This window comes from Cutibacterium porci (assembly GCF_009696315.1).
Lineage (GTDB): Bacteria > Actinomycetota > Actinomycetes > Propionibacteriales > Propionibacteriaceae > Cutibacterium > Cutibacterium porci.
The window spans coordinates 221,139-235,007 of sequence record NZ_VUMG01000001.1 but is presented as its reverse complement, the minus strand read 5'-3'; the positions used below and the strand labels follow the sequence as shown (position 1 = coordinate 235,007).

The following is a 13,869-nucleotide window of genomic DNA, read 5'->3' as shown; positions in this document are numbered from 1 at the left end:
GGAAATTAAACGCCGCGCGACTAAACGCGACAACAGACACACCTGGATGTGGTGGAGTCACGACGAATGGCGCTAAAGATGTCGACCACAGAAATTAGATAGCTAAATCGACATAACCATATATCGATTCATGTCGGAGCGGCCTTAGGCGGCTTCCCGGCGCTCTGTCGCAGCGCAGGGCGCGATACGGCATTGAAGCGCTGGACGTCACGCGCCGAGATACCTGAAACGTCGTCGAGGTCACGCCAAGTTTGGACCCGGCCCAAAATCGCGCAGATGATGTCGTCCATCAGCTAGCTCGAATGTCTTAGCGATGTCCAGCTCCTCGCGGATCACACCGGCCAGCCTCTCCACGCCGACCTTGATGCGCTCGGGAGTCGGGTAACAGAACGAGAGGCGAATGTTGCGCTGGCCACGGCCGTCCGCATAGAACGCGGTTCCAGGAGTATAGGCCACCAGATTTGTCACAGCTCGCGGCAACATTGCGGCAGAATCAACCGCTCCGGGCATCGTCAACCAAACAAAGAACCCACCAGAAGGGCGAGACCACGTCGTCCCTTCAGGCATGGTGTCGGCCAGCGAGGCCAGCATGGTGTCACGGCGGGCGCGATACATGTCGATGAAGCTGCCAACTTGAGCACGCCAATCCCAATGAGCCAGGTAGCTCGAGACGGCGAACTGGGAAAAGACCGGAGGGCATAGGGTCGCGGACTCCTGGGCAAGAACCAGCTTGTCGCGCACGAATGACGGCGACAGGACCCAACCGACGCGGAAGCCCGGCGCGAAAGTCTTGGAGAAGGACCCCAGGTACACGACGTTGTCGGGATCCATGGACTTTAAGGTCGGCAACGGATCGCCATCGAGATTGAGCAATCCGTACGGGTTGTCTTCAACCACCAGTAAATCCAACTCGTCAGCGGCGGCGAGGACCTCCCGACGGCGCTTCGCAGATTGCGAGATTCCCGATGGGTTCGAATGGTTGGGTACCGTGTAAAGAAACTTCACCGACTTGCCATTGCGACGCGCCGCAGTCACGTGTTCGCGTAAGGACTCCGGCACGAGCCCGTTGTTATCCATGTCGACGTGAATGACCTCAGCCTGGTACGAGGCGAAAGTATTGAGCGCCCCCACGTAAGCCGGCGACTCAGCCATGACGACGTCGCCCGGATTGCAAAAAATGCGCGTCACAAGGTCGAGGCCCTGTTGGGAACCGCACGTGACAGTGACGTCGTCCGGATCGGCAATGAGTCCCTCGACGGCCATCACCTCGCATATGTGCTCGCGGATTTCGGGCTCACCCTGGCCCGACCCATATTGCATGACGACGGCGCCGCGAGTATCGACGAGCTCTTTGAGCGACTCACCGACGACGTCAAGTGGCAGATCGGCAATGTTTGGCATGCCACCGGCTAAAGAAACGACCTCGGGGCGATTCGCTACCGCGAATAGTGCGCGGACAGGGGAAGTTTTCAACCCCAGGGAGCGGGTGGAGTACCGGTCGTGGAACTTGTCAAAGGTAGTGTCGACTCGATGGTTGGTGGTGTTTTCAGCGGCTTCGGCAGCAGCAGCGGCGTTGACGTGTACGTCGTCTATCGGAGGGGCGGGCTTCCTGCTGATGCGGTCTATGCTGCTCATTCTCCCACTCTGCCCCACCGGAGACCCGGAAATCTAGAATGACACTCACCTAGGTGTGGTCTATGTCACCCGTTGAATACCATGCGAGACGAGCGAGGGATCATCATCGATCTACGGCCACGATCAGAAGCATCGGGAGGAGGCATTGTGCGAGTCAGACATTTGACGACACTCACACGGGAGGATGCCCAGATTGTGGGAGCCACTACTGAGTTGCGCCAATGGAAGATCAATCCCAATGCGCCGTTGCCAGAGTGGGCCGATGAAGCGTGCCAACGGTGGGGATTCTTTGGGGTTACGAGTCGTCACGGAGACGACATTGAGGGCATCCTGCTCGTTGCGCCCGAATCCTGTCTTCCGCCAGATCATCCAATGTCGAAAATTCCCCGCACACCTGGGGGAGCGGTTCTGGTGGGCCTTGTCCCTCATCGAAACGACGCTTCATGGGGACGAGTCCGTATGTCATTTTTGGCGGCTCGGCTGCGCGGATCTGTTCCAGTTGTTGAAGCTGCTGGCGTCGTTGCGCCGTGTACTGATACTCGCGTCGCACCCGTCACCTGGTTGGAATCATGGGGTTTTCAGGAGGTTGACCCTATGAACGCCGGACAGATTCGCCGCATGCGGTTTGACCTACGGAGGTCGGTGAAGGCGCAAGAGAGCTGGGTGGAGCGCTGGTTCGGGTGGTGGCGCGGCACCGGGTTGACTCCAGTTGACGTTGGGCAACTGCGATGGCCGATAGGTTCGGCACGCGATGATCACGACGGTCCAGCAACCGTGACTCAGGCCAGCACACAATCCCGGCAACAGGCTCGGCGAGAGCCACTGACCTGGTAATAGAGGCAACAGCTTCGACGGCGAAAGCTGGGCCCGGCAACGATACCTGGACGCGGATCAACCATAGCGAGTATCTCGGTAGCGGCATCACTAGCTGCCTGACGTAGGTCCGGTCGGCACCGAGTCACCATAATGACCGAGGTGCTCACCGCTGAGGCTACATTGTCCCAGGCGACAATTTTGCTCAATCCAGCGGCGATGAAGGCATTCGTGATGCTTTCTACGGCTGAGCCGGTGATTCTCGCCGGTCCTGGCCGCCACGCCACAGATACAGGGACCGGAGCGGGAAGCACATCGCGGAACCAGAGGTCCGTGAGGTGGGGAAAATCGACGTCGTGCCCTACGGTTCGGGCCGCAATGATCGGAACAACCAGTCTGGCGACGATTCCTAGCTGGGTTGTCGATAGTGCGACACGGCGGGCGACCGGGCCGTCAGCGGCGGGGACGTCCTGTCCATGACCCGCCGTTCCCTCATGACGCTGGGTCACAAGAGCGTCGTGGGTGTGGTCAACACGGCGAATGAGGGTTACGGGAGTGATGAGTTGAGTCGCCGGAAGCCAGGAATGAGCAGGGGTATCGCTTGGCAGGTGACTGTCGACACAAATCCATTCGTCGAAACCGGCTGTAGCGAGATCAATGGCGTCCACACCTCCATAGTGCTGCTTGATACCTCCGGCGACAGTGGAATCAGCCAATGCGAGGTGCGAAAAATCCCGCGCCGACGAAGGCCGCGGCACGCACGTACCTGTACTCCCCCTCGCGCGGGATTTTTTGTCGCAAGCTTCCAGTACCCGAACTCGGCTCCAACCTCTGATACCTGAGAATCCCGAAAAAGTTGGTATATGTGATGACAAGATCCGGCGCGGAGACCTGGATGACAGTTGATCGGCCCCGGGCTAATCCGCACAGGGCCGATCAGCTTCAGCGGAAATTGACCTGCCGGCCGAGGGTTCCCACCAACTGTTGACGGTATTCAGCCGTTACCGCGCGGTTGTGGAACCTCCGAACCTGGTCCAGACGGGCCTGGACGTCGATCTCCTCGCAGGCGGTTGCGTTGCGGGGGTCAGCCATGAACTGCTCCAGATGGGCGATGCCCCTTTCAGAGCGGCGAATATCCTCGGCCTGCTTGGCGTCTAGGCGCTCGGCGTACCAGTCAGAGGCCAGCACTGACTCCCTAGTGAACATTTCACGCAGCTGGGGGTCATTGAGGGTCAAACCTTCTGAAGAGGTCCCCTCAGCCATAATCTCTAGGAGAGCCCGAATTGGCGGCACAGCTAAAGAAATCGTTCCATCGTTGAAGTAAGCCTTCGCAACCCGGGCGTGGGTTGTCGAGATGGTACGCACTGAATCGGCGAAAATGTCGGCGTCCTGCAGCTCCGGCCGTAGCATCTCAGGGGTAAACACAGTGTCAGGGTGCAAGAAGATGCGCCCGAAGTAGGTGCGCATAAACTTCTCCGTCATCCGGTAGCCCAGACGGGAAGCCAGAATCAGTTCGCCGTCTTTTTCGTAATCCTCCAACTTTTCTAGGTAACCACCCTCAATCAGGGCTGTGGCATCCCTCTCCTGTGGCGACATCCGGCAGAAAATCTCCGGAACAAGCAAGGAGATGTCATGGGCCACCTCGACTTTAGGGCCGATGAACCCGGCCGAGGACAACCATCCGTCATAGCCCGACAGCACAAAGGACAGGAAAGATGAGTTCAGGTCAAAGACTGCTGGCAGAGCATTAAATGGTGCCTTCGTCAAGGCTCCTTCCGAACCGGCCCCCGTTGTTGAGGGACTCTTGCCAGTCATCGACGAGATGAACTCCATGAATAATTCTGGCAGTTCCATATAGTGCAGTGGGTTGTACGCGCACAAGGCTGGAATTTTGCCTTCTGGCGGGTTATTTCGACGCCCGGCTGCGACAATATCGACCGGGAGTGGTAGTGGCTCGTCGACATTGAGCCCGTGGTAGAGGTGACTAGCTAAATCAGCAATGGCGGTTTCACGGGGCTTGGCGATATCTGGACGCACCTGCAAATAGCGTGGGTTGCGCGACCGCACACCGTCAATAAGACGCGGATCGGCGCTAGAGACGACATATTTCGGCTGCTCTGAGGGGTCGGAGTCGGCAAAATTCGACAAGAAGTTGCGCATCGGTGGGGTGAACTTCGAAAAGCCCACCACGTCGTCACGCATCGCCTTGACGTCGTCACGAGTTAGTGGCTGATAGTTCGAGATGAACAGGTCTTTCCCGCTCATATCGACCTCAGTCTGGGTGTCATATCCGCGGTGAATGGCATCGTCGGGGCGTTGAAAGAGTAGAGCCTCACAGTTGGCGACGATTTTGCGTGACAGGCCCTTCGGGCCAGTAACCATGCCAGGGGAGGTGACGATGGACGCCGTCATGTCATCTTCTGTCTGCACCTTGACGGCCGGGGCATAATCATGACGCAGCGTAAATAGACGCCAGGACCCGTCAGGCTGGAAGCCAACCCGCGCCATGCTTACCAATACCTTTTGACCATCGAGGCGCACCATGTTGCCGTGGCGACCGTTGGTCAAGGCGACGCTGAAATGGGAGCGCCAGTCGTCACCCCATTCCGGCTTGTAATAGCGCTTAATGGTGAAAACGAGCTCCTTGCGGAAGGCCGGGATCGAGTTGATCCAATCGTTGTACCAGTCGGTGAAATCTGACGACGGTGTCAGCAGCTTGATGACGGAACCGACTGAACGCTTCGCCGACAGAATTGGACGATGGTCTTTGCCGTTAAGCTCCGGATCTGCGAACCGTGTTGAAAAATCCCGGTGCAGGATGTCGTCAACAGCATCCATGTCAGCTTCAAAGTCCGGAGCGTAAGCATTGCCTTGCAGGAAGGTGTCTGAGATTGCCTTGGAGATCTCAGACTTTCCGCCCCCCGATACTGTGCAGCACTTGTGCAGGGTGGTCGAGTCGCCGTACGTGCCCTCGAGGTGCCACTGGTCGTCGGCGTCGCTGTGAATCATGCGCATCCGGTAGCCGATGGGGGAAATATATTCGGTATCTGCCCGCATCGGGATGGAATGAGCACCGTCGTCCCAAGAGACTGTGCCGTCACGCAGACTGAACTTCGCACCACCCGGGATGAGGACGACGTTGTCGATCCCAACAATCTTCGCCTGGCCATCATCTAGCAAGGTGAAGCGGTGCGGATTAGCGTCGACAACGTCGGAAACCGTCCGGTCGCATGTCGGTGTGGCGTACTCCTGTCCCTGGTTGTGGGAAATGTAGGCGCGAGCACCGCCGGAATGCTCCTCCTCGGCTAGACCAAATAAATTGGCAGAATAAGAAATTTGGGTCTTGACTTCCTTCTTACAGTATCCGAAATAGTTGTCGGCGACGATCGTGAGGATGACCCCAGACTCGTCGCGGGCGCACAGCTTGAAGGGCTTGCCCTCATTGTAGAGCTCGGACTCGTCAGCCCAACACATTCCGTCACGACGCTGACGATCGGTGGCCTCATCGATGTGGGGCAGTCCAAGGTCGACCTTGCGAACGAGGTTGAGGTGTGGAGCCAGGATGACGCAACCGCTGTGACCGGTCCATCCGGTGGGGGCCAGAGCGGAGTCGTTGGCTGGTAGCAGCGGGTCGCCGGCGTTACCGAAAATCCCTTCGACGAAATCAAGATTGGAAACTAGCCCGCCGGGAGCGAAAAAGCGGATCTCCATGCGACGTTCAGAGACGAAATCTGGCACTCGTGGCACGACAAGGGGCCGCAGCAATAGGGATACCCAGGTATGGGCTTGACGCTCAACGGATTGGGTAGAGGTGTAAGGCAGCAAGGTGTGCTCGGGCGGTGCTTGAAAGGCGAGGTCAAGGAGACGTGCGAAAACGTCGATCGGGACGGCTTTCTTGTCGTCAGGGATCGCCAGTCCGCCTTCAGCGACGTGGAAAACGCCAGCGGTGGTGCGACGGTCATTTCGGGGATTGTGGAGGACACCGTTAGCTACCCGGTAGCTGGACACAAGGTCAGAGGTGAATTCGTCGCCATCAACAGGTAACGAGAGGGCCCGTGCCAATCCGGGCTCGTCAAGGGTCAATGTGGTTTCGGGCAGGTGCGGATGGACGGGGGAGTCGTCACCTAAATAACGGTCGATGAATGCCTGGATGCGGCGGTCGGCAGGGCAGAGGAGCTCGGGAATCTCCCGGCGCAACTCCCGCTGCCGAGCTAGGACTGGCGCAATGACGTCAATGTCGGAGGCGCGTGCAGCTGTCGGCAGGGGCAGTCCGTTAAGCGCCAATCTGAGATTCACGGGATCGGTGTGAGATTGGGTAGCCATGAATCCATTCTTCCCTGAGGTCGCGAGGTTTCTATGAAGAGTGGTCAGACGGGCAATGAGTTTGAGCGGGGTCGGGCGTCAGGGCACGTACCCTTACGCCCGCCAGATTTACCGCGAAGAAATCACTGCTCGATGCCGCGCCATCTCTTACGCAGGTGGAAGGCAGCCGATTTGGGCTGGCGATCTCGGGTGAAGATGCCCTTTCGATTACCCCCGACGCGCATCGTGCCGCTGGTAGTCGCGAAATCCGCGAAGTTCCAGATCTGCTCACCAACGACGGCGTCGAAGGAATCGAAGACCCGCTCATTCATCTGGAGCACGTCGATCTGATACTCCTCGCTCCACGGCTGGGCGGGAATTTGGTGAAGGCCGGGCATGGTGTCGGCACCGTATTCGGTAATAATGATCGGCTTATTCTCGCTGGCCCAGCCTGCCATTTCTTCTCGCCAGTGACGCTCCGCGGCGTCGAGGTCACCGGTGTCGACGTACCAACCGTAGTAGCGGTTAAGCAAAAAAATGTCAGAGAACTGCGATACGCGGCACTTTCCGTACGGGGCAAGCATGACGTTGACGAAACTCACTGGACGGGTGGAGTCGGCTTCGCGGGCGACGTCGAAGAGCGGGCGGAAGTAGTTTTCGGCAGCCTCGGTTTCCGATTCCGGCTCGTTAGCGATCGACCAGATGATGACGCTGGGATGGTTCTTATCACGGGCGATGAGGTCGCGGATCACCTGGGCATGAACCTTTTGGGTTTCGCCGTTGATGGTCTCTGGGGAGAAAGTCGTGTAGCCCTGGGCACCAAAAATGCCGCCTCCCAGCCCCATATTCATGCCAACAGCAGGAGTCTCGTCGATGACAAGCAGACCATGACGGTCGGCGTAGTCGAGGACGTGCTCGGAGTAGGGGTAATGGGAGGTGCGCAGTGAATTCGCCCCAATCCACTCAAGGCATGCGGCGTCGCGCAGCATGAGGGCGTCGTTATGGGCTTTGCCAATGGTTTGGTGATCTTCGTGCATGCCGAATCCGGTCAAGTACACCGGCTCATTATTGATGAGGAGCCGGGTACCGTCGACCCGGATAGTGCGCACGCCAAAGGTCTGGCGGTAAGAATCGACGATCTGCTCCCCGTCGACGAGGGAGATTTCGGCCTCGTAGAGGTAACCCTGACCCGGCTGCCAGAGGTGGACCGACGGGATACGGGCTTGGGCGCTCGCACCCGTCTCCTCAGCAACCATCCGATCCTCGGCGTCGAAAATTGTCACCTTGGTCGATAAGGAGTCAGCGTCGTGCGAAAGAACCGACCAGGTGACAATTCCGTCATCTCCATCAATGTCAGTGGTGATGGTGACGTCTTCGATGTGGGCCTGGGGTCGGCTGTACAGCCATACGTCGCGGTGAATCCCGGCGTAGTTGAAGAAGTCGTGCCAGTACTTCTGCTTCGGGCCATCGGGAGAGTCGACAATAACGCCCGGGGGAATGGTCTGAAAGGACAGTCGATTGTCGACACGGACGGTGAGTCGGCATTTTTTGCCAGCATGTACGTAATCGGTGATGTCGGCCTCGAATGGAAGGTATCCGCCACTATGGCTGACGACCTCAACGTCGTCGACCCAAACAGTGGCGGCATGAGTCGCGGACTCGAAGTGGAGGATGACCCGATCATCTGCCCAGCCGCGAGGAATGCGCACCTCACGCTGATACCAGACCGGACCGACGTGGTCGCGAATAGCCGGGTCGGTAGAAAGGTCCTGGTATGAGGCCGGAACCGCCATCTCGGTATGTCCGGGTAACGGATGAGCGAACCATTCTTCGATCTGGCCGCGGTCCTCGGCGTCGAAAGCGAAGTCCCACATCCCTGACAGACATTTCGTCTCTCTCGTAGCGGTGTCTTGCGGTCGTAGCACTGTGATCTCCTAGTGTTTTCGGTTGTTGCGATGAGGTTCTAGTTCGCACGAGAGGGTTCGGCCACAACGTCGACGGTGCGGCCGTCTCCCGGACGAAGAGCGAAGTCCATGGTTCCCCACGCGGGGTGGTAATCGCCTTCGATATGAGTGCGGACGGTCACTGTGGTGTCGGTGTGATCGGCCGCCCAATTGAGCCAATACCCGTGACCCTGCCGATACCCATCGGTGTGGCCGTCGTCGTCGAAGAAAAACCCCTCTGAGTGTCCGTTGCCATCAGGAAGGTAGAGGACGATCCGGTGTGGGGAGTTTTCGACCGTTCGCGTTGTGGTGATTTGCTCGGAAGGTGTGGGCAGTTCGCACTGTGGGATCCCCGCCCCGGCACGGACTAGGAGCGGCAAACGGTCCAGAGGAGCGTCAAGGGTGGCGGTCCTCAGGTTGTGGTGGATGCCGGTGTCGAACTCGAACCAGCCGCCAGCAACCTCGGGGAGGGCAACAGTGCGAGTGCGCTGACCTTCTTCGACCACGGATGCCACTAACAGGTCATGGCCCAGTAGGAAGTCATCGGATTCGTCGAGAAGGGTGTCGTCGAGGCTAAACACTGGGTTGACGATAGGTTCGCGTCGCTCTGCTGCCAGGTAGGACAGGGTATAGAGGAACGGGATGAGGCGATAACGCAGCCGGATCATCTCCCGAATGATGTCGGTGATTTCCGGGTACATCCACGGTTCATTGACTGAGCCGTCATCATGCCAGGAATGGATTGTAAATCGCGGATGCATAACGCCGTTGGCCACCCAACGGGCAAATAGTTCCGGGCTGGGTCGAGCAGAGCCGGCGAACCCACCAACGTCGTGACCGAAATTCACCAGACCAGACATGCTCATCCCGACACCCATGCGTGTGTTGTACTTCAGGGTGCGCCAGGAGGTGGAATTGTCACCACTCCACGTCTGGACATAGCGCTGCAGGCCCAGCGGTCCGGACCGGGAAATAAGGAAAGGGCGCTCGGCAGGAGCGGCTTCATGCTGGGCTTCGAATGAGGCACGGTTCATGAGCAGGGCTTGTATTGGGCGGATGCGGTCCAGCTCGATGGGATGACCAAAACCGTCACAGGTAGCGTCCTCTGACCATAATTCGTACTCGTTGTTGTCGTTCCAGGTGGATTCGATCCCTACGTCGAGGAGCTGGTGGCGGACGTTGTCCTTCCACCACTGCACCCCGCGCGGGTTGGTGAAATCGACGTTGCTGCCGTGGCCTCCCCAAAACATCGATGTCGCTGGCTTCCCAGTCCGGGAGTTGGTGACAAAAATCCCCGCCGCAGCCGCATTGGGGTAATAAGGGTGCGTGGTAAGTAACGCTGGTTTGATATTTGCCGCCAGGTGAAGGCCTGCGTCACGGAAGTGCTGTGTGGTCTCGGTAGGCCGGGGAAATTTGTCATGGTTCCAGGTGAAGACGTAGCGGCGCGAGCCGATGGTGGTGTACCCGGACGAGAGTTGGAAGGAGTCGCACGGAATGGCGTGCTCGCGCAGCAGGTCGATGAATGTCAGCAATTGATGCGAGGCGTCAGGGGCATCGGTGTAGTGCATCGTTGAGCCCGAGTACCCCAGCGCCCAGCGTGGTAAAAAAGCGGGATCGCCGGTCAGCCGCAGGATCTGTGCGGTGAGGTCGGTGACGTGGTCGGCAGTCATCACCCAATAGTCGATGTCGCCGTGATCGGCGTGCCATGAGGCGAACGGACGGTGGTAGTTGTCGACCTCTGCTCCCAGATTGAACCGCGATGCCGAGAGATTGTCGTAAAAAATCCCGAAGGCACCGTTGGCGGTACGAACCATGAGGAAAGGGACATGCTTGTACAGCGGGTCGGTGCTCGCAGCGTCGTACCCCAGGGCGTCTAGGCATCTCATGTCAAAAATGCGACCGGTACGCTCCAGATTGCCCGACTTCTCACCGAGGCCGTAATAGCGATCGTCGCTGTTACGGACCCTGTGATGGGCGACGCGTCCGCTGCGAGTTCCGATCTCATAAGCTCCGGTGGGCCGATCCTCGCTGACGGTAACCCAGCCGTCAGCCCATCGCTGCCAGGTCATCCGCAACGGGCAGTCGCGGATGAGGACTCGCAGTGAATCATCGCCAACGATGAACGATTGCTCGTCTGGGTCTGGGGAACCGGCCGGCTCGTCAGCATAGACTCCGGAAAACTCCGGATGGCTAGCCATTTCGTCGGCGTTCGCGGCAACAGTTGTCTTCACTCTTAGGTCCTCGACGGGGTCAACATCGCGGGAATTTCCTTCCCACGCTGGGGCCGGGGAATGGTCCAGCAGGTTGTTGGGGCCAAATCCAGTCTGCGGTGTGATGTCGGGGCCGAGGCTGATACTCCAGGTGCGGTCGAGCTGAGGGCCGTCCATGTCAAAAATTCGCACGTGAGCCATAGAGAGCGTCACGAAATCGACGGAAGCGCGCCACCGCTGGTCAATTGTGAACCGGATGCCCGACGAGGATGTCGAGTAGTCGGTAATCCTCATGAGTGTGTCCATGATGTGCTTCCGTAACTGGCAGGGTGTGGTCAACTTAGGCTTCGTGGCGGCGGGCGAGCTCATTGGCGTTGGCGACTACCTTGTCGCGGGTGAGCGGGTAGGCCAGCATCAGCAGGGCGGCACCGAGGCAGCAGATTGTCGGGATCGCAGTGGCGAGGGTGTACAGGTGGTTGACGACGGATACCGATTGGACGGCACCGCCCTGGGAAGAAGACTGGTAGCCGATCATCGTCAGCATGACTCCACCGATACCGCCGGCGATAGCTTGGGCGAGCTTGCGTGCGAATGAGTTCACGCCGTAGATGACGCCGTCTTCGCGCTCCCCAGACATGATCTCTTGGGCGTCGATGACGTCAGTAATGAAGGCCCACACCATAAGGTTAAACACCCCAGCTCCTAGGGAGCCGAAGAATAGGCCGACGAGGAAGACCCAAGGACTGTGGGTGTGGATGATGAGCATGGCCCCGTACATGGCGGCGCCGAAAAACAATGCTACTGTGGCCGATTCTTTCCGTCCAAATTTCCGTACTAGTGTCTGAGCAAAGGGGGCTACAAGAATGACGGTAGTGAAGTTGAAAACAAGGGCAATTGACATGGCCGTCTTGTTTTGGAAGTAATCGTTGAAGAGGTAGGTGAGTGTTACCCCAGAGAGGTTCTGATTGATGACGACAACGATGTCAATGATGACCAGCATGACGAGGGCCCTGTTGTGGGCCATTTCGGAGAACATCTTGCCCAATGGGACGCGTTCAGATTTGTCGATGCGAATGCGTTCGACGGTCAGCATGGTTAGACCGGTGTAACACACTAGACCAAGGACTGCGAAGATCGCCGCCCCCATGAAGAACCGCTGCGGATTGATCTGGTGGGAGTTGCTGCCGTACATAATGAGCGGTACCACGTAGCTGACGATGGCGGAGCCCGAGGCTGAGCCGATACTGCGAGCGGTGGACAGCGAAGTCTTGTTACGCGGTTTGCCGGAGATAGCCGAAGCCATGGACCCATAAGGGATGTTGACGAAGGAGTAGAAAATACCCCATGCCAGGTACGTGACGAAGGCATAGATGACGCGCGTTGTCATGGGGAAATGCCCGGCAGCAGGCAGGAAGAGCAGAATGGCAGACGCGGCGAGCGGGAACTTCATTCGCATGACCCACGGGGTGAACCGTCCGCGCTTGGTCATCTTCGAGTTGTCGATAAGGCGACCGACCATGATGTCGACGAATGCATCAACGAGACGAGCTGACATGAACAATGCGCCCACCAGTGCTGCAGCAAGGCCGAACACATTGGTATAGAAAATCATTAGGAACGAATTCACCAGATTGAAGGTGAAATTGTTGCCCACATCGCCGAGCGCGTAGCCAATCATATCGCGAATATCGAAATCGCGAGTATTCACGGCCTCAGCCTTTTGGCCTTTCATTGTGATGGTCGACATTGACAACCCTCTATGCTATTCGGGGCTGTGATGATCATCGTCACAGCATTGTGGACAGGCAGCATCGCCTTGTGTAAAGATTCGCACCGAGGCCACACGTGTCGCGATGCTTTGCCACGGTTTGCACCCTGTTACTCATTCACCACGAAAGCTTGTCGGCAGTAGAGTTAGAGCATGGGTGTAGGCGAGGGATCCACCGCACCGGTCACGATTAGCGACGTCGCTCAGGCTGCCGGTGTGGCGCCGTCCACTGTCTCTCGAGCTTTTTCTCGCCCTGGACGCGTGAGTGTCAAGACCTCGGAGCGGATCTTTCAGGTCGCTCGCGAGCTTGGCTATCGCCGCGACGAGGTACCAAGGATGTCGACGAGCCGGACCTATCACCTCGTCGCCGCATGTGTTGCCGACGCCATGAACCCGGTGTTTGGAGCCATCGTCAAGGGGATCTTTGCTGGCGCTCGGAAACGTGGATACATGGTTGTCCTCATTGATTCCAACGAATCCTCTGAGATTGAGTCCGAGACAACGAAACGATCCTTAGCCACCGTTGACGGTTTTATTTTTGCCGGCTCACGGATGTCTGACGCCAGTTTGCGACACCTGGCTGGGATCAAACCGGTCATTACTGTCAATCGCAAAGTGCCCGGAGTGTCTTCGGTGACGCCAGCAGCTGATGAAGGTCTCGGCGACGCTCTCACCCATCTGGTCGCGGTCGACCGATCCACAGTGACTTATCTCGCCGGGCCGACGGCATCGTGGCAGTCCGGGGTGAGGTGGCGCAGCCTGCTCGACGGGGCCCGGCATAACGGTAAGGTCACCGTGCATCAGGTCGCGTGCCCGACGCCGACTATCAGAGGCGGTATCGAGGCTTTCGATATGTGGAGGGTCCACCCGACGTCGGCCGTGATTGCCTACAACGACCTTATTGCCATCGGATTCATGCGTCGTGCCATGGCCTGCGGGGTGAGAGTTCCCGACGACGTAGCCGTCATTGGGTTTGACGATATCCCGTTCTCGGCGCTGATTTCTCCGGCGTTGTCGACGATCCGAGTAAACCAGTTCCAGATGGGCATGGTTGCCGTCAATCGGCTCCTCGACATGGTTGAAAAGCCGAGTCGCCACGAACGACAGTTACCCAGTGAGGACGTCGTCGGGGTGTCCTTCATGGCACGTGAATCTGGATAGATAGGCGGGGCAAGTGACGGCAACTCGTTTCGGGACG

The 13,869-nt window shown here is 58.3% G+C and carries 8 protein-coding genes; 2 read left to right on the top strand and 6 right to left on the bottom strand.

Annotated features, from left to right (window positions below; all coding sequences use genetic code 11):
- Positions 1-240: 240 nt before the first annotated feature.
- Entirely contained in the window at positions 241-1,635 is a 1,395-nt protein-coding gene (locus tag FYJ43_RS00980) for an aminotransferase-like domain-containing protein (protein WP_154561182.1), read from the bottom strand.
- A gap of 147 nt (positions 1,636-1,782) precedes the next feature.
- Here FYJ43_RS00980 and FYJ43_RS00975 point away from each other — a divergent pair, with 147 nt between their 5' ends.
- Positions 1,783-2,469: a hypothetical protein gene (locus tag FYJ43_RS00975; protein ID WP_326833209.1), complete on the top strand. Its 687-nt coding sequence runs from the start codon at positions 1,783-1,785 to the stop codon at positions 2,467-2,469.
- On the opposite strand, the gene FYJ43_RS00970 is transcribed toward FYJ43_RS00975, so the two are convergent.
- From FYJ43_RS00970 to FYJ43_RS00950, 5 genes are all read right to left on the bottom strand, one after another.
- Entirely contained in the window at positions 2,415-3,116 is a 702-nt protein-coding gene (locus FYJ43_RS00970; protein WP_326833298.1) for a (2Fe-2S)-binding protein, read from the bottom strand. The two genes, FYJ43_RS00975 and FYJ43_RS00970, sit on opposite strands and share 55 nt — an antisense overlap.
- A gap of 274 nt (positions 3,117-3,390) precedes the next feature.
- Positions 3,391-6,771: a hypothetical protein gene (locus FYJ43_RS00965; protein WP_154561180.1), complete on the bottom strand. Its 3,381-nt coding sequence runs from the start codon at positions 6,769-6,771 to the stop codon at positions 3,391-3,393.
- 122 nt (positions 6,772-6,893) lie between these two features.
- The gene (gene uidA / locus FYJ43_RS00960) at positions 6,894-8,624 is read right to left on the bottom strand and encodes a beta-glucuronidase (RefSeq protein ID WP_229771587.1); all 1,731 of its coding nucleotides are present in this window, start codon (positions 8,622-8,624) and stop codon (positions 6,894-6,896) included.
- Between the two features lie 89 nt (positions 8,625-8,713).
- A complete protein-coding gene (locus FYJ43_RS00955) occupies positions 8,714-11,209 on the bottom strand; it encodes a glycoside hydrolase family 31 protein (protein WP_154561178.1) in 2,496 nt (831 codons plus the stop codon).
- Positions 11,210-11,243: 34 nt separating this feature from the next.
- On the bottom strand, positions 11,244-12,650 hold the full coding sequence (locus tag FYJ43_RS00950; RefSeq protein WP_154561177.1) for an MFS transporter: 1,407 nt from the start codon (positions 12,648-12,650) through the stop codon (positions 11,244-11,246).
- A gap of 174 nt (positions 12,651-12,824) precedes the next feature.
- Here FYJ43_RS00950 and FYJ43_RS00945 point away from each other — a divergent pair, with 174 nt between their 5' ends.
- The gene (locus tag FYJ43_RS00945) at positions 12,825-13,832 is read left to right on the top strand and encodes a LacI family DNA-binding transcriptional regulator (RefSeq protein ID WP_154561175.1); all 1,008 of its coding nucleotides are present in this window, start codon (positions 12,825-12,827) and stop codon (positions 13,830-13,832) included.
- The last annotated feature ends 37 nt before the right edge of the window (positions 13,833-13,869 follow it).